A 19,241-nucleotide genomic window follows, 5' to 3' on the forward strand; every position below is an offset into this window, starting at 1 on the left:
TGACGCAATAACGCAGTCTAGGCCATTGGCGGGGGTGGAGGCCAGTTATCCCTGATCGCGTGGCAAGCCCGCTCCCACGGAGGGAGCGGGCACTTGGTCAGGCCTGCTGTTCGGCCAGTTTGTCAGCCAGGCGCACGAAGGCGGCCAGGTCCAGCTGCTCGGGGCGTAGGCTGCCATCGACGCCGGCAGCTTCGATGGCCGCGCTGTCGAGCAGGCCTTTCAGGGTGTTGCGCAGGGTCTTGCGGCGCTGGTTGAACGCCTCGCGTACCACCTGCTCCAGCAGTCGCGCGTCCTTGGCCGGGTGTGGCAGCACTTCGTGCGGCACCAGGCGGACGATGGCCGAGTCCACTTTCGGCGGCGGGTTGAAGGCGCCAGGGCCAACGTTGAACAGGTGCTCGACCCGGCAGTGGTACTGCACCATGATCGACAAACGGCCCCAGTCACCGCCACCCGGGCCTGCAGCCATGCGCTCGACCACTTCCTTTTGCAGCATGAAGTGCATGTCGCGGATCAGCCCGGCATGGCTGAGCAGGTGGAAGATCAGCGGGGTGGAGATGTTGTAGGGCAGGTTGCCGACCACTTTCAGGCTGCGCTCAGGCACGCCCAACTGGTTGAAGTCGAACTTCAGGGCATCGCCCTGGTGCAGGCGGAAGTTGCCGCGCCCGGCGAACTTGTGCTGCAGGATCGGCACCAGGTCCTTGTCCAGCTCCACCACGTCCAGCTGTGCGCCGCTGCCCAGCAGGCCCTCGGTCAGGGCGCCCTGGCCCGGGCCGATCTCCAGCAGGTGTTCGCCGGCCTTGGCGTTGATCGCCCGCAGGATGCGATCGATGATTCCGGCGTCGTGCAGGAAGTTCTGGCCGAAGCGCTTGCGCGCCCGGTGTTGGTAGTGCTCGGTCATGGTCGGTTCTCGGCCATCTGGTAGGCGGTTTCCAATGCGACGCGCAGGCTGCCGGTGTCGATCCTGCCGGTGCCGGCCAGGTCCAGGGCGGTGCCGTGGTCGACCGAGGTACGGATGATCGGCAGGCCCAGCGTCACGTTGACCGCAGCGCCGAAGCCCTTGTACTTGAGTACGGGCAGGCCTTGGTCGTGGTACATCGCCAGCACCGCGTCGCAGTGCTCCAGATATTTGGGGGTAAACAGGGTATCGGCCGGCAGTGGACCGCGCAGGTCCATGCCTTCGGCGCGCAGGCGCTGCAGCGCCGGCTCGATGATGTCGATTTCTTCGCGGCCCAGGTGGCCGCCTTCTCCGGCATGCGGGTTGAGCCCGCAGACCAGGATGCGTGGGCTGGCGATGCCGAACTTGTCGCGCATGTCCGCATGCAGGATGCGGGTGACGCGCTCCAGGCGTTCGCCGGTGATGGCGTCGGCGATATCGCGCAGGGGCAGGTGGGTGGTCACCAGGGCCACGCGCAATCCTCGGGTGGCCAGCATCATCACCACTTGCGCGGTGTGGGTGAGGTCGGCGAGGAATTCGGTGTGCCCGGAAAAGGCGATGCCACTCTCGTTGATCACACCCTTGTGCACGGGGGCGGTGATCATCCCGGCGAACTGCCCGTCGAGGCAGCCCTGGCCGGCCCGGGTCAGCGTCTCCAGCACGAACGCGGCGTTGGCCTTGTCCAGCTGTCCGGCCGCCACTGGGTTGGCCAGTGGCGTGTCCCAGACGTACAGGCTGCCGGCGGGGGCTGGCAGGCTGGGGAAGCTGTCAGGGGTGACGGGCAGCAGGCTGACGGCCAGCCCCAGCTGCGCGGCCCGCTCGGCGAGCAGGTCACGGCTGGTGATGGCGATCAGGGGGTGGGGCTGGGCCTCGGCGGCGAGCAGCAGGCACAGGTCGGGACCTATGCCGGCCGGCTCGCCGGGCGTGACGGCGAAGCGCTGGGGCTTCACTGGGCGGCCTGGTCGGCGCCAGGCAGCTTGATTTCAACGTAGGCTTCGTCGCGGATCTGGCGCAGCCAGTTCTGCAGCTCTTCGTCGTACTTGCGGTTGCGCAGGACGTTCATGGCCTGCTGCTCGCGCGCCTGCTCGGTGCTGTCGGTGGCGCGGCGGCCCAGCACTTCCAGCACATGCCAGCCGTATTGGGTCTTGAACGGCTTGGTCACCACGCCTTGCTGGGCGTTGGCCATCTGCTCGCGGAACTCCGGCACCAGGCTGTTCGGGTCGACCCAGTTGAGGTCGCCACCGTTGAGCGCAGAGCCCGGGTCTTCCGAGAAGCTCTTCGCCAGTTCGGCGAAGTCTTCACCATTCTGGATCCGATCGTACAGGCGCTCGGCCAGTTGCTCGGTGGCGGCTTCGCTGCGGATCTCGCTCGGTTTGATCAGGATGTGGCGCACATGCACTTCGTCGCGCAGGATGCTCTCGCTGCCGCCACGCTTCTCCTCGAGCTTGAGGATGATGAAGCCGTTGGGGATGCGGATCGGCTGGGTGATATCGCCAATGGCCATGCTGCTGAGCATCTTGGCGAAGTCGGGTGGCAACTGGCCGGCCTTGCGCCAGCCCATCTCGCCGCCTTCCAGGGCGTTCTCGCTGGCGGAGCGTTCAATGGCCATCTGGCCGAAGTCCTTGCCCTGCCGGAGTTGCTGGTAGACATCGCCGACCTGGCGGGCGGCGGCCTGGATGGCTTCCGAGTTGGCGCCTTCCGGCGTCGGGATGAGGATGTTGGCCAGGCGGTACTCTTCCGACATCTGCATCTTGCCCAGGTCCGAGTTGAGGAAGTTCTTCACTTCCTGCTCGGACACCTGGATACGCTCGGCCACGCGACGCTGGCGCACGCGGCTGATGACCATCTCGCGCTTGATCTGCTCGCGGGCATCGTCGTACGACAGGCCGTCGTGGGCCAGGGCGGCGCGGAACTGCTCCAGCGACATGCCATTGCGCTGGGCAATGGTGCCGACGGCCTGGTTCAGTTCTTCGTCGGTGATGCGGATACCCGAGCGCTCGCCGATCTGCAGTTGCAGGTTCTCGACGATCAGGCGCTCCAGTACCTGCTGCTGCAGGGCGGCGGCAGGCGGCACGCCACCGCCACGCTTGGCGATGGTCTGCTGCACTTCGCGCACGCGCTGGTCCAGCTGGCTCTGCATGACCACGTCATTGTCGACGGTGGCCACGATGCGGTCGATGGGTTGCACCGCGGCATGCACCGCGCCACTCAGCATTGCGGCGCCCAGCATCAGCGGGCGCAGACGATCAATAAGCTTGCTCTTCACGTGTACGGTAACCTTGAATGCCTTGGTCCAGGAACGATTCGACCTTGTTGCCGACTACACCACCGAGCCCCTTGAGCACGATCTGCAAGAAGATCCCGTGGTCGCCTTTTTCGTTTTCCGGTACAGCTTGGCTGAAATCGTCATAATCGATCCAGTAGCGGTTGATCAGACGCAGTTTCCAGCAGCAGTTGTCATATTCAAAGCCGCCCATCGCTTCCAAGGTGCGGTTGCGGTTGTAGTCATGTTGCCAGCGGGCAATGACGCTCCATTGCGGCACGATTGGCCAGATGACCGAGAAGTCGTGCTGCTGGATCTTGTAGTAATCCTTGATGTAACCCGGGGTTCCCGGAGTGCCATAGTCACCGCCGCCGACTCGCCAGTTACCGGTTTGAGCGTCGTAGGTGATCAGGTCGTTCCGGTAGCGATAGCCGAGATTGACGACCTTGTTCGGGTTGTCTTCAGGCTGGTAGTGGAACATGGCGCTACCCGAGCGAGTACTGCGGGAGTCCGGATCCCAGTTGAAGTCCGAGTTGAAGCGCCAATCGCGATTGAATGCGTACTCATATTCCAGCGCATAAGGCGAAACATCCGACTTGCTGTCCGCCCTGGTGCGGTAGTCGATGCCTGGCAACTGTACCTTGCGATCTTTAAAGTAGAGTGCCTGGCCGATGCTGAAACGCTGGCGCTGGAAACCGTTGTCTTCGACCCAGCGGTTGGTCACGCCCAGCGACAGCTTGTTCTCGTCACCGATCCTATCGATCCCACTGAAACGATTATCCCGGAACAGAGAGGCATAGTTGAACGTATTCTCGCCGCTGTCGAAGATCGGGATGTCGGTTTGATCCTTGTACGGAACGTAGAGATAAAAGAGGCGTGGCTCCAAGGTCTGGCGATAATTCGTTCCGAACAGCTGGGTGTTGCGGTCGAAGTACAGGCCGCTGTCGATACTGAAAATTGGAATATCGCGGTTCTGGTTGCTCTTGTAGTCGCCGTACAGCGTGCGCATGCCAGGGTTGTCGGCTACGTCGTTCTTGCCCTTGCTGTCGAGGTCAAGGTCGTAATGTGTATAAGAGTACTTGAGCTTAGGCTTGAAAAAGCCGTAGCTGGCCTCGAGAGGCAAACTCATCGAGGGGGCGAGATTCAGGCGGGTGCCGTTGGCGCGGGCAATACCGAACACGTTTTCGTCCAACCGGCGGCCTGGAAGACCTGCGGAAGCATCTGGGTTGCCGTCCTTGTCTAGAACGAAGTCATTCTTCAGGTCGCGATCAAAACGTACTGCCTCGGACTCGTAGCTGAAGTCCAATCCACCTGGGTGGAAGGGCAGCATCCCGTTAAGGTTGAGTTGTGGCAGACGGTTATACGGGGTGATCTGCGAAATGGTCGCCATCTCGTAGGCCTGCACATTCAGGCGTGCGGTATAACTGTCGCCCCGATAGGTCAGCGCGCCCTGTTGGTTCACGATGTCCTGGGTCTTGATGCCGATCTGGTCGCTTTCCAGGTCCTGGAAGTAGAACGGATCACTGATATCGGTGTAATCCACCTCGGCCATCAGGCGTTCATCCAACCCGCCCTTGTGCTGCCAGTTGACCATCCAGCGGTCTTTCTTGTAGTCCGTCTGCTTCTTGCGGTCATCGTCCTGATCGTTCAGGAAAGCGCCGCCGAACTGACCTTCGCTGGACTTAGTCAGGTAGCGGAACTCGCCTTCCATCAGCATGCCGCGCTTGGCCATGTAGCGCGGGTACAACGTGGCGTCGTAGTTCGGCGCCAGGTTGAAGTAGTACGGCGTGACCAGCATGAAGCCGGTGTCGCTGCTGGAGCTGAACGACGGCGGCAGGAAGCCGGACTGGCGACGGTCGTCGATCGGGAAGTAGATGTACGGTGTGTAGAACACCGGGAAATCCTTGACCCGCAGCGTCACGTTGGTCGCGGTGCCGAAGCCGGTGGCCGGGTTAAGGGTGATGTTGTTGCCCTTGAGCTGCCACGCGTTGCTGCCCGGCTCACAGGTGGTATAGGTACCGTCCTTGAGGCGGATGATGGCGTTCTCGGCGCGCTTGGCGTACAGCGCGTTGCCGCGGATGTGCGACTTGTGCATCACGTATTCGGCGTTGTCGACCCGGGCTTCGCCGGTGTCGAGCTGGATCTGCGCCTCGTCGCCGACCACCAGCGAGCCGTTGTCGCGGATCTTGACGTTGCCCTTGAGCTCGCCCCGGTTCTCGGCCTGGTACAGGTTGGCTTCGTCGGCCTCGGCCTGCATGCTGCCCTGGCGCATGACCACGTCACCGGCGAGGGTGGCGATCTGCTGCTCCTGCTGGTACTTGGAGACCTTGGCGTTGATGTAGGTGGGCGACTCGTCCTTGGGTGTGGAGTCGTTCATGCCCGGGCGGGTCGGCTCGATGTAGGCGCCGCCGCAATACGGGCCGGTCTCGGCCAGCTGCGCAGCGGTGAGCTTCTCGCGCGGGACCCAGTCCAGGTGGCTGTAGTCTTCACTGCGCGATTTCAGGCCGCGGCCCTTGGCCTCGGTGACCAGCATCGGCTTCTCGGCCTCGGTCGCGGCGGCTTCGCCAGGCGCTTCGGCACCCGAGCTGGCAGCGGCAGCGCCCGGATGTACCGGGCGCGGAGGCAGGTTGGCGGAGGTCTTGGGCTTGCAGTCCCAGCCACCGGCGGCGGACACTTGGCAGTCGAACTGCTCGGCCGCCACCACGTACGACGTGGCCAGGGGTTGCAGGGCCAGCAGACCGCCTGTCACCAGCAATGGAAACTTTCTACGAAACGCGGGGGATTTCAATGCCATCTTATTAGTCCGGGCTTCCTGCGTGCCATCTGCCCGCGTGTGGGGGCCGCACGCCTCTCGATGGTCTGAAAAAGATGCTGGATAATAAAGCATGACCCGCTTGACGGCTAGGGCCGTCGGAGAACCCTCGTAATGCCCGATCACGATGTACGCCTGCAACAACTGACCGCCTGGCTCGCCGGGCAACTGGAGAGCCTGTTCCGTAGCAACGCCTGGGGCGAAGTGCCCACCGGCAGCCTGACCGCCGCCAGCAGCGATGCGAGTTTCCGCCGTTATTTCCGCTGGGAGGGCGCCGGCCACAGCTTCGTGATCATGGATGCGCCGCCGCCGCAGGAAAATTGCCGTCCGTTCGTCGATATCGATCACCTGCTGGCCACGGCGGGCGTGAACGTGCCGGTCATTCATGCCCAGGACCTGGAGCGTGGTTTCCTGTTGTTGGGCGATCTGGGTCGCCAGACATACCTGGACATCATTGATTCGGACAACGCTGACGCACTGTTCGCCGATGCCATCGATGCGCTGCTGGCGTTCCAGCGCCTGCCGATGGACGCGCCGCTGCCCAGCTACGACGTTGCCCTGTTGCGCCGCGAGGTGGAGCTGTTCCCCGAGTGGTACGTGGGCCGCGAGCTTGGCCTGAACTTCACCGAAGCGCAGCAGGCCACCTGGCAACGGGTAAGCCAGGTGCTGATCGACAGCGCCTTGGCTCAGCCCAAGGTGCTGGTGCACCGCGACTACATGCCGCGCAACCTGATGCAGAGCGCCCCCAACCCAGGCGTGCTGGACTTCCAGGATGCCGTCTACGGCCCGGTGACCTACGACATCACCTGCCTGTTCAAGGACGCCTTCCTCAGCTGGCCGCAGCCGCGCGTGGAAGGCTGGCTGCGTGGTTATTGGGAAAAGGCCCGAGTCGCCGGTATCCCGGTTCAGCCTGACTTCGAGGCGTTCCACCGTGCCAGCGACCTGATGGGTGTGCAGCGCCACCTCAAGGTTATCGGTATCTTTGCCCGCATCTGCCACCGTGACGGCAAGCCGCGCTATCTCACCGACGTGCCGCGCTTCTTTGCCTATATAGATGAAGTGATCGCCCGCCGTCCCGAACTGGCCGAGCTGGGGCAACTGATTGCCGAGCTCAAGGGCGAGGCGCGTTCATGAAGGCGATGATCCTGGCGGCAGGCAAGGGCGAGCGCATGCGCCCGCTGACCCTGCATACGCCCAAGCCGCTGGTGCCCGCCGCCGGCAAGCCGCTGATCGAATACCACCTGGAGGCGCTGGCCCGCGCCGGTATCCGCGAAGTGGTCATCAATCACGCCTGGCTCGGCCAGCAGATCGAAGACCACCTGGGCGACGGCAGCCGCTTCGGCCTGCACATCCGCTACTCGCCGGAGGGCGAGCCACTGGAAACTGGGGGCGGGATCTTCAAGGCGTTGCCGCTGCTGGGGGATGCGCCGTTCCTGCTGGTCAACGGTGACGTCTGGACCGACTACGACTTCACTGGCCTGAATGCTCCGCTGCAAGGGCTGGCGCACCTGGTACTGGTGGACAATCCCGGTCATCACGGCCGTGGCGACTTCCGCCTGGCGGATGGCCAGGTGAGCGATGGTGACGACGCCCCGGGAACGCTGACCTTCAGCGGTATCTCGGTGCTGGCGCCGGCGCTGTTCGAAGGCTGCCAGTCCGGCGCGTTCAAGTTGGCGCCCCTGTTGCGCAAGGCCATGGCCGAAGGGCGGGTGAGCGGCGAGCACTATCGTGGCCACTGGATCGATGTCGGTACCCTCGAGCGCCTGGCCGATGTCGAGCGCCTGATCGGCGAGCGTGCCTGACATGTGGTGGCCGAGCACAGTGATTGGTGCCGGTGCCGGTTTCGCCGTGGCCAGCATTCCGGGGGCATTGCTGGGGGCGTTGCTGGGACAGGCCATGGATCGGCGCCTGCGACTGCAGGGGTGGGAGGATGTGCGCGAGCGCCTGGGGGGGCGCCCGGCGCTGCGTGACGAGGAACTGTTGTTCGTCCTGCTCGGACGCCTGGCCAAGAGCGACGGCCGAGTGGTCGAGGGGCATATCCAGCAGGCGCGCCAGGAAATGTCACGGCTGGACCTGGCGGAGCCTGCGCGGATGCGGGCGATTGCCGCGTTCAACCGCGGCAAATCGGGCAAGGGCCGGCTGGGGCACTACCTGCGCCGGATCAAGCTGCAGCCGCACGGCGCCGAGGGTACCCTGCGTGCCTGTTGGCGCATGGTCTGGGCCGATGGCAAGGCCGGTCGCCAGGAGCGCGACCTGTTGTTGGGCTGGGGCCAGCAGTTGGGGCTCAGTCGCAACCAGGTGCAGGCTATGTCGCTGGAATATGAACCGCGCAAATCGGCGATCGAAGGCGGCGCCATGACCTATGCGGCGGCGTTGAGGCTGCTGGGAGTGGAGCCGGATACCGAAGCGGACAAGGTCAAGCAGGCCTACCGGCGGTTGCTCAGCCGACATCACCCGGACAAGCTGGTGGGCAGTGGCGCCAGTGAGGCCAAGGTACGCGAGGCGACCGAACATACCCGCGAGTTGCATCAGGCCTATGCCATGATTCGCAAGCGACGCGGGCTTTAGGTTTGCCAGCGTGGGGCAAGCCCGCTCCCAGATTGCTGGAGTTGGCTTGTCCCTCGATACGCCTCACTCTTCCTTGGGCTTCAGCCAGCCGCGTACCCTGCGCAGCAATTGCTCCTGCTCGGCGGCCTTGTTGCCCGGCACGACCATCAGCGACAGCTGCCGGTACTGGCTGTTTTTCTCTCGCTTGCTGGCTTGCAGGCGCTGTTGGGCGGCCAGTCGATCCTGGGTTCGGGTTGTGTAGTAAAGATCCGCCGTCGGTACTTTCAGGGTCGGCGTCAGGCTCAGCAGGTCGTGCTCCACCCGCGCTGGTGTCTGTGCGGCGACCATCACCAGCTTCTGTACCTGGGGCGGCTGCTTCTCGCTGAGGTAGCGCGCGGCCCAGTAAGCACCACTGCCGTTGCCCAGCAGCACGATGCTGCGTGCTTTCTGCTGCTGGGCATAGGCCACGGCGGCGTCGAGGCGGGCGAAGATGCGCTCGGCATCCTCCTCGCTGGTGTGCTCGTCGGCCTCGACCGCATCGGTGCTGTCGGCCGCGTCCGCCTCGGGCGCGGTGGCCTGGGCCACGTTGGCGTTGGCATCGGCTGGCGTGTCCTTGGCCGGGGCCGACTCGCCTTCTTCCTTTTTCGGTTCGACCACCGGCTTGGCTTCGACCCGGGCCTGCGGACGTTCTGCCAGCAGGTCGGGCAGGCTCAGGCTCAGGGTGCTCCAGCCGACATCGGGGAAGCCACGGCGCAGCGGCCCGACGGTGGTTGGCCAGTCGGCACTTTCGCCAGCACCGGGAACGATGATCACCGCGCCTTGCGGATCGCTGTCGTTGGCCGGCTTCCACAGCGCCAGGAAGTTCTCGCCATTGGCCTGCAAGGTCTGTTGCTCGGCCTTGGGCACCTGGCGCTCGAGGGCCAGGGCGTCGTCCTGGCTGCGTTCGAGCAGCGGTGCACGGGGAACGGGGGTGGCCGCTTCTGTGGCGGCCTGCGGTGCTTCGGCGTCGGCGGCCTGAGCGCCGAGCGGCAGGAGCGAAGCCAGGCAGAACATTGCCAGCGTCGTGCGATAAAGTGTGAACATCGATCAATCCAAGGCCAGAATCATACCGGCAGCCTAATGGTATTTGCCCGCGACGGCCACGCCAGGCGGCCGTCATTGCCAAGACGAGCGTAGAGATGAAGCGAGTGCGTTGCCTGTGGGTTATCGGCTGGTTGTGTCTACCCTTGATCGCCCTGGCAAAGCCGGAGGCGCCCCCGTCCGTGGTGCTCGACCCGGCCCAGCAGCAGTGGTTGGATGAGCACCGCGGCCTGCGCGTCGGCCTGGTGCTGCAGGCACCCTATGCCCAGTTCGACCGCCGTCTGCAGCAGTTCTACGGGGCCAACGTCGAGCTGGTGGGCGCGCTGTCCCAGGCACTGCGGCTAGACCTCACCTGGCGCGGCTTCCCGGACCAGGCGGCGCTGGAGCACGCGTTGCAGACAGGCGAGATCGATTTCGCCCCCGGCCTGACCCAGACGCCCACCAGCCTGCGGCTGTGGCTGTTCAGTGACCCTTACATGCGTGTGCCGCAACTGGTGGTGGGCATGCGCAGCGGCGCAGTGGCCGTGGACCTGGAGAAACTGACCGCCAACGAGCGGGTGGCTGTGCGCATGCCAGGTGCCCTGGCGGACTACCTGCGGAGCAATTACGGCAATCTCAACCTGCAGGGCGTGCCCAACGAGCGGGAGGCGCTGCAGCTGGTGCTGGGCGGCCAGGCCAGCTTCGCCGTGCTGGATGAGGCGCAACTGAGCCGGCTGTCCCGCGAAGGCGAGTTCGCCGACCTGGCGGTGGTGGGTGATATCGGCTTGCCGCAGTTGCTGCGGGTTGGCTCGCGGCGAGACTGGCCCGTGCTCGCCGATATCCTCGAACGCGCCTTGCAGGCCCTGCCGGCCAAGACCTTGGAGCAAATGCATCAGCGCTGGCTGCAGCCCAAATACCCACGCTTTTCCGAGTCCGCCGGCTTCTGGCAGAACCTCGCCTTGCTGTTCGGCCTGCTGCTGCTGTGTGCCCTGGCTACCCTGGTCTGGCAGCGTCGCCAGCAGCGCGGCCTGGAGCGGGGCTTGCTGGCGGCCCGCGAGAGCCTGGTGGAGCGTCAGGTGCGCGAGGAGGCGTTGCGCCTGAGCCAGTTCTCCATTGACCAGAGTACGGTGGGCATCCTCTGGGTCAACTGGGACAGCCATGTGCGCTACGCCAACCATGCCGCAGAACGCATGCTGGGCTATTCCGAGGGGGCGTTGCTGGAGCGGCCGCTGGTCGATATCGAACCCAACCTGAAGATGGATCGCTGGCTGGAGCTGTGGAAGCGCGCCCGCACCGGGGACGGCGGTGAACAGCAGTTCGAAAGCCAGTGTCGACGCGCCGAAGGCAGCCTGTTTCCAGTCGAGTTGTCGTTGTCGTTCCTGCGTTTTCGCGATGCGGAGTACCTGGTGGTGTTCCTCGCCGATGTCACCGAGCGCCAGCGCGACCTGGCCGCGTTGCGCGAAAGCGAGGCGCGGCTCAAGGGCATTGCCGGCAACGTGCCGGGGCTGGTGTTCCGCCTGGAGCGCGACCCGGCCGAAGGTGATCCGGAGTTCCCCTATATCAGCGAAGGCAGCGAGGCGCTGGTCGGCTATACCCCGGCGGCGATCCAGCACCCGCAGATGGGTCTGCGCAACCTGGTCCACCCCGAGGATCGCGCCGACTATCACCGGGTCCAGGACCTGGCCCTGGCCAGCGACCAGGACTGGTCGTGGCAAGGCCGTATCCTCACCCGCCAGGGCGAACAGCGTTGGGCCGACATCAAGGCCACCACGCGGCGCCTGGCCGATGGGCGCATGGTGTGGGATGGTGTGGTCTGGGACATCACCCAGGGCAAGCAGGCCGAGCTGGCCCTGGCCGCCTCCCAGGAACAGCTGCGCGAATTGTCGGCGCATCTGGAAAGTGTGCGCGAGGAGGAAAAGGCGCGCATCGCCCGCGAGGTGCACGACGAACTGGGGCAGATGCTCACGGTGCTCAAACTGGAAGTGTCGATGTGCGAGCTGGCCTACGCCGAGCTGGATTCCGGGCTGCATGAGCGCCTGGCCAGCATGAAGCGCCTGATCGCCCAGTTGTTCCAGCTGGTGCGTGATGTGGCCACCGCGTTGCGTCCACCGATTCTCGATGCCGGGATCGCCTCGGCCATCGAGTGGCAGGCACGGCGTTTCGAGGCCCGCACGCAGATCCCCTGCCTGGTCGAGGTCCCGGAGCAGTTGCCGCCCTTGAGCGATGCCAAGGCCATCGGCCTGTTCCGCATCCTCCAGGAGGCGCTGACCAACGTCATGCGCCATGCTCGGGCGCACACCGTGCAGATCGCCCTGGTCGAGGAGGGCGGGCAGTTGCGCATGACGGTCATCGACGATGGCGTGGGGTTCGCCGTCGATGCGGCCCGGCCGACTTCGTTCGGCCTGGTGGGGGTGCGTGAGCGCGTGCTGATGCTCGGCGGCGACATGACCCTGGAAAGCGAGCCCGGCGAAGGCACCAGCCTGAGCGTGGCGATTCCTTTGGCGTAGGAGAGAACGATCGTGATTCGAGTGCTGGTGGCGGAAGACCACACCATCGTCCGTGAGGGCATCAAGCAGTTGATTGGCCTGGCCAAGGACATGCAGGTCGCCGGCGAGGCGGGCAACGGCGAGCAGTTGCTGGAGACCCTGCGCCATACCCCCTGCGAGGTGGTGCTGCTGGATATCTCCATGCCGGGGGTGAACGGCCTGGAGGCCATCCCGCGGATCCTGGCATTGAACAACCCGCCGGCGATCCTGATGCTGTCGATGCACGACGAGGCGCAGATGGCCGCGCGGGCGCTGAAGGCCGGGGCGGCGGGCTATGCCACCAAGGACAGCGACCCGGCGCTGCTGCTCACCGCGATTCGCCGGGTTGCCGGGGGCGGGCGCTATATCGACCCGAGCCTGGCCGACCGCATGGTCTTCGAGGTGGGGCTGACCGAAACCCGGCCGCTGCACACGCTGCTGTCCGAGCGTGAGTTCTCGGTGTTCGAGCGCCTGGCCCAGGGCGCCAACGTCAACGACATCGCCCAGCAGCTGGCGCTGTCGAACAAGACCATCAGCACCCACAAGGCGCGGTTGATGCAGAAGCTCAAGGTCAACTCGCTGGCGGAGTTGGTGAAGTATGCGATGGAGCACAAGCTGGTCTGATTGCGACAAGCGCCCAGCTGACACGGTTCTTTGTAGGAGCGGCCTTGTGCCGCGAAAGGGCTGCAAAGCAGCCCCAGTAATATGTGCATTTAAGCTGAACCCGGGGCTGCTTCGCAGCCCTTTCGCGGCGCAAGGCCGCTCCTACAAGGGATGTGTCTGTCCTGAAAGCGTCATCCTTGTAGGGCAATCCCTACAGCAAGTCTTCCATCCGGATGATGGCAATCTCTCAGCCCCCCCGATTTGCGGGCGCTTGCGCCTCTTCTACGCTGTGCCCACGCAGTCATTCCAACAAGAAGGTGCAGGGCATGAGCGAGGCGAATTCGAACGAGACGCTGGTCAGCTTCCGAGGTGTGCAGAAGAGCTACGACGGCGAATCGCTGATCGTCAAGGACCTCAACCTGGACATCCGCAAGGGCGAGTTCCTGACCCTGCTCGGCCCGTCCGGCTCGGGCAAGACCACCAGCCTGATGATGCTGGCCGGCTTCGAGACCCCCACCGCCGGTGAAATCCAGCTGGCCGGACGCTCGATCAACAATGTGCCGCCGCACAAGCGTGACATCGGCATGGTGTTCCAGAACTACGCGCTGTTCCCGCACATGACCGTGGCCGAGAACCTGGCCTTCCCGCTGACCGTACGCAACCTGAGCAAGACCGACATCAGCGAACGGGTCAAGCGCGTGCTTGGCATGGTCCAGCTCGATGCCTTCGCCAAGCGCTACCCAGGCCAGCTCTCCGGGGGCCAGCAGCAGCGCGTGGCCCTGGCCCGTGCCCTGGTCTTCGAGCCGCAGCTGGTGCTGATGGACGAACCGCTCGGCGCCCTGGACAAGCAACTGCGCGAACACATGCAGATGGAGATCAAGCATATCCACCAGCGCCTGGGCGTGACCGTGGTCTACGTGACCCACGACCAGGGCGAGGCGCTGACCATGTCCGACCGGGTGGCGGTGTTCCACCAGGGCGAGATCCAGCAGATCGCCGACCCGCGCACCCTCTACGAAGAGCCGCGCAACACCTTCGTCGCCAACTTCATCGGCGAGAACAACCGCCTCAACGGCACCTTGCTGGCCAGTGACGGCAAGCGTTGCCAGGTGCAGCTGGCCCGGGGCGAGCGGGTCGAGGCGCTGGCTGTGAATGTCGGCCAGGCCGGCGAGCCGGTGACCCTGTCGATCCGCCCGGAGCGCGTGCGGCTGAACGGTCACAGCGAACGCTGCGTGAACCGCTTCTCCGGCCGGGTGGCCGAGTTCATCTACCTGGGCGACCACGTGCGGGTGCGCCTGGAGGTCTGCGGCAAGGCCGATTTCTTCGTCAAGCAGCCGATCGCCGAGCTCGATCCGGCCCTGGCCGTGGGCGATGTGGTCCCACTGGGCTGGGAAGTGGAGCACGCCCGCGCGCTCGATCCGATTGCCGAAGCCCATTGATGGTTTGCTTCACCAACCCTGAACTGTGGAGAGAATAATAATGCGCAAGCAGTTGAAACTGACCGCCCTGGCCCTGGGGCTGTTCGCCGCCGGCCAGGCCCTGGCCGCGGACCTGACGGTGGTGTCGTTCGGTGGCGCCAACAAGGCGGCCCAGGTCAAGGCGTTCTACGAGCCATGGGAGAAGGCCGGCAAGGGCAAGATCGTCGCCGGGGAGTACAACGGCGAGATGGCCAAGGTCAAAGCCATGGTCGACACCAACAGCGTGTCGTGGAACCTGGTGGAGGTGGAGTCGCCGGAGCTGGCGCGTGGTTGTGACGAGGGCATGTTCGAGGAGCTCGACCCGGCCCTGTTCGGCAACGAGAGTGATTACGTGAAAGGCGCCATCCAGCCGTGCGGCGTGGGCTTCTTCGTCTGGTCCACGGTCCTGGCCTACAACGCCGACAAGCTCAAGAGCGCACCCACCAGCTGGGCCGATTTCTGGGATACGAAAAAATTCCCGGGCAAGCGCGGGCTGCGCAAGGGCGCCAAGTACACCCTCGAGTTCGCCCTGATGGCCGACGGCGTCGCACCGAAAGAGGTGTACAAGGTGCTCGGCACCAAGGAAGGCCAGGACCGCGCGTTCAAGAAGCTCGACGAACTCAAGCCGAGCATCCAGTGGTGGGAAGCCGGTGCCCAGCCACCACAGTATCTGGCCTCGGGTGACGTGGTCATGAGCTCGGCCTACAACGGCCGGATAGCCGCAGTGCAGAAAGAAAGCAACCTCAAGGTCGTATGGAACGGCGGCATCTATGACTTCGACGCCTGGGCCATCCCGAAAGGCGCCAAGGATGTGGAAGAGGCGAAGAAATTCATCGCCTACACCGTCCAGCCCGAGCAGCAGAAGACCTACTCCGAGAACATCGCCTACGGCCCGGCCAATTCCAAGGCCGTCCCGCTGCTGGCCGATGCGGTGAAGAAGGACATGCCGACCACGCCTGAGAACATCGCCAACCAGGTGCAGATCGACGTGGCCTTCTGGGCCGACAACAGCGAACAGCTGGAGCAACGCTTCAACGCCTGGGCGGCGAAGAAGTAAGGGCACGATCCCTGAGGCCTGTAGGAGCGGCCTCGTGCCGCGAAAGGGCTGCAAAGCAGCCCGCAGCATCTTGTGCATCACGGCTGAGATCCCAGGGCCACTTCGCGGCCCTTTCGCGGCACAAGGCCGCTCCTACAGTTAGCGCGTCAAGCCTGAGATCACCGCTGTCCTTTTGAAGCGGCCTCAATGTTTCCCTGATTTCCCGGAGTTCGCCATGGCCATTGCAGTGCCCCTCAACGAAGGCGCGGGTAAAAGCCTCAAGCAGCGCCTCAAGCATGCCGAGCGGGTCAACCGCTGGAAGGCCCAGGCGTTGATCGCGCCGCTGGCGCTGTTCCTCCTGCTGGTGTTCCTGGTGCCGATCGCGGCGCTGCTGTACAAGAGCGTCGGCAACCCCGAGGTGGTCGCCGGCCTGCCGCGTACCGTCGAGGCGGTGGCGCAGTGGGACGGCAAGAGCCTGCCCGGCGAGGAGGTCTACAAGGCCCTCAGCCAGGACCTGGCCGAGTCGCGCAAGAACCAGACCCTGGGCGACCTTTCCAAGCGCCTGAACATGGAACTGGCCGGCTACCGCAGCCTGCTGGCCAAGACCGCGCGTGCGCTGCCGTTCAAGGGCGAGCCCGCGTCCTATAAAGAGGCCCTGCAAGCCCTGGACGAACGTTGGGGCGACCCGGCCTACTGGCAGGCGATCCGCCGCAACACCAGCACGGTCACCTCTTTCTACCTGCTGGCCTCCGTCGATCACCGCATCGACGACCTCGGCGAACTGGCCAAGGCCACGCCGGACCAGGCCATCTACCTGGATATCTTTGCCCGCACCCTGTGGATGGGCGTGGTGATCACCGCCATCTGCCTGGTGCTGGCCTACCCGCTGGCGTACCTGCTGGCCAACTTGCCGACCCGGCAGAGCAACCTGCTGATGATCCTGGTGCTGCTGCCGTTCTGGACCTCGATCCTGGTGCGGGTGGCGGCGTGGATCGTGCTGTTGCAGTCGGGCGGGCTGATCAACAGCGCGCTGATGGCCATCGGCATCATCGACCAACCGTTGGAGCTGGTGTTCAACCGCACCGGCGTGTACATCTCGATGGTGCACATCCTGCTGCCGTTCATGATCCTGCCACTGTACAGCGTGATGAAGGGCATCTCGCCCAGCTACATGCGCGCGGCGATTTCCCTGGGTTGCCATCCGTTCGCCAGTTTCTGGCGGGTGTACTTCCCACAGACCTATGCCGGTGTCGGCGCCGGCTGCCTGCTGGTGTTCATCCTGGCCATCGGCTACTACATCACCCCGGCGCTGCTGGGCAGCCCGAACGACCAGATGGTCAGCTACTTCGTCGCCTTCTACACCAACACCAGCATCAACTGGGGCATGGCCACCGCCCTGGGCGGGCTGTTGCTGCTGGCGACCGTGCTGCTGTACCTGATCTATAGCTGGCTGGTCGGCGCCAGCCGCCTGCGCCTGAGCTGAGGAGCGTTGTCATGCTGAGCCCCTACATGTCGCCCGTGGAACGGGTGTGGTTCTACAGCCTGCGCATCCTGTGCGGCCTGATCCTGTTATTCCTGGTACTGCCGGTACTGGTGATCATCCCGCTGTCGTTCAACAGCGGGAGCTTCCTGGTGTACCCGCTGCAAGGTTTCTCGTTGCACTGGTACCAGGACTTCTTCGCTTCCGCCGAATGGATGCGCGCCCTGAAGAACAGCATCATCGTCGCCCCGGCGGCCACGGTGCTGGCCATGGTGTTCGGCACCCTGGCGGCCATCGGCCTGACCCGCGGCGACTTCCCCGGCAAGTCGCTGGTGATGGCGCTGGTGATCTCGCCGATGGTGGTGCCGGTGGTGATCATTGGCGTGGCCAGCTACCTGTTCTTCGCCCCATTGGGCATGGGCAACAGCTTCACCTCGCTGATCCTGGTGCACGCGGTGCTGGGTGTACCGTTCGTGATCATTACCGTGTCGGCGACGCTGCAGGGTTTCAACTACAACCTGGTGCGCGCGGCGGCCAGTCTGGGGGCCTCGCCACTGCTGGCCTTCCGTCGGGTGACCTTGCCGTTGATCGCCCCCGGGGTGATCTCCGGGGCACTGTTTGCCTTCGCCACATCGTTCGATGAGGTGGTGGTGACCCTGTTCCTTGCAGGGCCCGAGCAGGCGACCCTGCCACGGCAGATGTTCAGCGGCATTCGCGAGAACCTGAGCCCGACCATTGCGGCGGCGGCCACCTTGCTGATTGCCTTCTCGGTGATCCTGCTGCTGACCCTGGAGTGGCTGCGCGGGCGTAGCGAGAAGCTGAGGACCCAGCAGCCGGCCTGATTCTTTGTTGCTTTACCGGCACTTCGCGGGTAAACCCGCTCCCACAGGATTTGTGCAGTTCTCTATAACTGTGCAGTCCCTGTGGGAGCGGGTTTACCCGCGAAGGGCCGGCACAGGATTGATACCAATCAGCCCCGATCCGCTTCCCTGAGTTACAATGCGCGCCACCGTGATTCTGCCCAACAGGTGCGCCATGCAGCCCTACGCTATTGCCCCCTCCATTCTGTCCGCCGATTTCGCCCGCCTGGGCGAGGACGTCGACAAGGTCCTCGCCGCCGGGGCCGACATCGTCCACTTCGATGTCATGGACAACCACTACGTGCCCAACCTGACCATCGGCCCGATGGTCTGCAGCGCCCTGCGCAAGTACGGCGTGACCGCGCCGATCGACGTGCACCTGATGGTCAGCCCGGTCGACCGCATCATCGGCGACTTCATCGAGGCCGGCGCCACCTACATCACCTTCCACCCGGAAGCCAGCCAGCACATCGACCGCTCGCTGCAACTGATCCGCGACGGCGGCTGCAAGGCCGGCCTGGTATTCAACCCGGCCACCGGCCTCGATGCGCTGAAGTACGTGATGGACAAGGTCGACATGGTCCTGCTGATGAGCGTCAACCCAGGCTTCGGTGGGCAGAAGTTCATCCCCGGTACCCTCGACAAGCTGCGCGAAGCCCGCGCGCTGATCGACGCCAGTGGCCGTGACATCCGCCTGGAGATCGACGGCGGTGTCAACGTAGGCAACATCCGCGAGATCACCGCCGCCGGCGCTGACACCTTCGTGGCCGGCTCGGCGATCTTCAACGCCCCCGACTACAAGGAAGTCATCGACAAGATGCGTGCCGAAATGGCGCTGGCACGCGCATGAGCGGCTTCGAGCAGTTGTTCCCGGGGACACTGCCCAGGCTGGTGATGTTCGATCTGGATGGCACCCTGATCGATTCGGTACCCGACCTGGCCGCAGCCGTCGACCGCACGCTGCTCGAACTCGGGCGACCGCCCGCAGGCCTGGAGGCGGTGCGCCACTGGGTTGGCAACGGCGCCCAGGTGCTGGTGCGCCGGGCCCTGGCCGGCGATATCGATCACGCCGCGGTGGACGACGAGCTGGCCGAACGCGCGCTGGCGCTGTTCATGGAAGCCTATGCCGACAACCATGAACTCACCGTGGTCTACCCCGGCGTGCGCGACACCCTGCGCTGGCTGCGCAAGCAGGGCGTGGAGATGGCGCTGATCACCAACAAGCCCGAACGCTTCGTCGCCCCCTTGCTCGACCAGATGAAGATCGGTCGCTATTTCCGCTGGATCATCGGCGGCGACACCCTGCCGCAGAAGAAGCCCGACCCGGCGGCGCTGCTGTTCGTCATGAAGATGGCCGGCGTCAGCGCCGAACAATCGCTGTTCGTCGGCGATTCGCGCAGCGACGTGCTGGCCGCCAAGGCCGCCGGCGTCCAGTGCGTCGGCCTGAGCTACGGCTACAACCATGGCCGGCCGATCGACGACGAGTCGCCCAGCCTGGTCATCGACGACCTACGCCTGCTGCTGCCCGGTTGCTTAGTCACCGACACTGGGATAACGTTGGCGGACCTTCAAGCCCCGCAAAGCAGAGACAACAACGTGGTGGTTACCGGCAAATTCTGGATGAAAGTCATCAAGGCCCTGGCCCGCTGGCGCTGGCGCGCCTGA

At 64.7% G+C, this 19,241-nt stretch carries 16 protein-coding genes; 11 read left to right on the top strand and 5 right to left on the bottom strand.

Translation table 11 applies throughout. The features are described 5' to 3' along the window. Positions 1 to 97 precede the first annotated feature (97 nt). The 4 genes from rsmA to VUG52_RS02390 are packed head-to-tail and all read right to left on the bottom strand — an operon-like array spanning position 98 to position 5,991. The gene (rsmA, locus tag VUG52_RS02375) at positions 98 to 898 is read right to left on the bottom strand and encodes a 16S rRNA (adenine(1518)-N(6)/adenine(1519)-N(6))-dimethyltransferase RsmA (protein ID WP_050703515.1); all 801 of its coding nucleotides are present in this window, start codon (positions 896 to 898) and stop codon (positions 98 to 100) included. Beyond that, positions 895 to 1,884, bottom strand: a complete 990-nt coding sequence (gene pdxA / locus VUG52_RS02380) for a 4-hydroxythreonine-4-phosphate dehydrogenase PdxA (protein WP_050703516.1) — start codon at positions 1,882 to 1,884, stop codon at positions 895 to 897. Before pdxA ends, rsmA begins: the two co-directional genes overlap by 4 nt. Then, positions 1,881 to 3,200 (bottom strand): peptidylprolyl isomerase, encoded by a 1,320-nt coding sequence (locus tag VUG52_RS02385; RefSeq protein WP_052896494.1) that lies wholly within the window; start codon positions 3,198 to 3,200, stop codon positions 1,881 to 1,883. Before VUG52_RS02385 ends, pdxA begins: the two co-directional genes overlap by 4 nt. Next, the gene (locus VUG52_RS02390; protein ID WP_050703518.1) at positions 3,181 to 5,991 is read right to left on the bottom strand and encodes an LPS-assembly protein LptD; all 2,811 of its coding nucleotides are present in this window, start codon (positions 5,989 to 5,991) and stop codon (positions 3,181 to 3,183) included. The genes VUG52_RS02385 and VUG52_RS02390 overlap by 20 nt, the downstream gene beginning before the upstream one ends. 132 nt (positions 5,992 to 6,123) lie before the next feature. Between VUG52_RS02390 and VUG52_RS02395 the strand changes: the two genes are divergently transcribed. The 3 genes from VUG52_RS02395 to VUG52_RS02405 are packed head-to-tail and all read left to right on the top strand — an operon-like array spanning position 6,124 to position 8,577. Further along, positions 6,124 to 7,143: an aminoglycoside phosphotransferase family protein gene (locus VUG52_RS02395; RefSeq protein WP_050703519.1), complete on the top strand. Its 1,020-nt coding sequence runs from the start codon at positions 6,124 to 6,126 to the stop codon at positions 7,141 to 7,143. Further along, complete coding sequence (gene murU / locus VUG52_RS02400; protein ID WP_050703520.1) at positions 7,140 to 7,811, top strand: N-acetylmuramate alpha-1-phosphate uridylyltransferase MurU; 672 nt, start codon at positions 7,140 to 7,142, stop codon at positions 7,809 to 7,811. The genes VUG52_RS02395 and murU overlap by 4 nt, the downstream gene beginning before the upstream one ends. 1 nt (position 7,812) lies before the next feature. Then, the gene (locus VUG52_RS02405) at positions 7,813 to 8,577 is read left to right on the top strand and encodes a TerB family tellurite resistance protein (protein ID WP_050703521.1); all 765 of its coding nucleotides are present in this window, start codon (positions 7,813 to 7,815) and stop codon (positions 8,575 to 8,577) included. A 63-nt stretch (positions 8,578 to 8,640) separates the two neighbouring features. Here VUG52_RS02405 and VUG52_RS02410 read toward each other — a convergent pair whose 3' ends face one another. After that, positions 8,641 to 9,639 carry an alpha/beta hydrolase family protein gene (locus VUG52_RS02410; protein ID WP_050703522.1) on the bottom strand — a complete coding sequence of 333 codons (999 nt, stop codon included), beginning with the start codon at positions 9,637 to 9,639 and terminating at the stop codon, positions 8,641 to 8,643. A 95-nt stretch (positions 9,640 to 9,734) separates the two neighbouring features. On the opposite strand from VUG52_RS02410, the gene VUG52_RS02415 reads away from it, so the two are divergent. The 8 genes from VUG52_RS02415 to VUG52_RS02450 all read left to right on the top strand — a co-directional run bounded on the left by VUG52_RS02415 (position 9,735) and on the right by VUG52_RS02450 (position 19,241). Continuing rightward, positions 9,735 to 12,122: a PAS domain-containing sensor histidine kinase gene (locus VUG52_RS02415; protein ID WP_050703523.1), complete on the top strand. Its 2,388-nt coding sequence runs from the start codon at positions 9,735 to 9,737 to the stop codon at positions 12,120 to 12,122. A gap of 9 nt (positions 12,123 to 12,131) precedes the next feature. Then, entirely contained in the window at positions 12,132 to 12,764 is a 633-nt protein-coding gene (locus tag VUG52_RS02420) for a response regulator (protein ID WP_175406173.1), read from the top strand. A gap of 305 nt (positions 12,765 to 13,069) precedes the next feature. Further along, on the top strand, positions 13,070 to 14,182 hold the full coding sequence (locus VUG52_RS02425; RefSeq protein WP_050703524.1) for an ABC transporter ATP-binding protein: 1,113 nt from the start codon (positions 13,070 to 13,072) through the stop codon (positions 14,180 to 14,182). 40 nt (positions 14,183 to 14,222) lie between these two features. Further along, positions 14,223 to 15,257, top strand: coding sequence for an ABC transporter substrate-binding protein (locus VUG52_RS02430; protein ID WP_050703525.1), 1,035 nt, complete (start codon positions 14,223 to 14,225; stop codon positions 15,255 to 15,257). Positions 15,258 to 15,471: 214 nt separating this feature from the next. Next, positions 15,472 to 16,719 carry an ABC transporter permease gene (locus VUG52_RS02435; protein ID WP_050703526.1) on the top strand — a complete coding sequence of 416 codons (1,248 nt, stop codon included), beginning with the start codon at positions 15,472 to 15,474 and terminating at the stop codon, positions 16,717 to 16,719. Positions 16,720 to 16,730: 11 nt separating this feature from the next. Then, entirely contained in the window at positions 16,731 to 17,558 is an 828-nt protein-coding gene (locus VUG52_RS02440; RefSeq protein WP_028689019.1) for an ABC transporter permease, read from the top strand. A gap of 193 nt (positions 17,559 to 17,751) precedes the next feature. After that, a complete protein-coding gene (rpe, locus tag VUG52_RS02445) occupies positions 17,752 to 18,426 on the top strand; it encodes a ribulose-phosphate 3-epimerase (RefSeq protein ID WP_028689018.1) in 675 nt (224 codons plus the stop codon). Next, positions 18,423 to 19,241 carry a phosphoglycolate phosphatase gene (locus tag VUG52_RS02450; RefSeq protein ID WP_050703527.1) on the top strand — a complete coding sequence of 273 codons (819 nt, stop codon included), beginning with the start codon at positions 18,423 to 18,425 and terminating at the stop codon, positions 19,239 to 19,241. Before rpe ends, VUG52_RS02450 begins: the two co-directional genes overlap by 4 nt.

Source organism: Pseudomonas sp. LH21, from assembly GCF_036549575.1.
Classification (GTDB): domain Bacteria; phylum Pseudomonadota; class Gammaproteobacteria; order Pseudomonadales; family Pseudomonadaceae; genus Aquipseudomonas; species Aquipseudomonas peradeniyensis.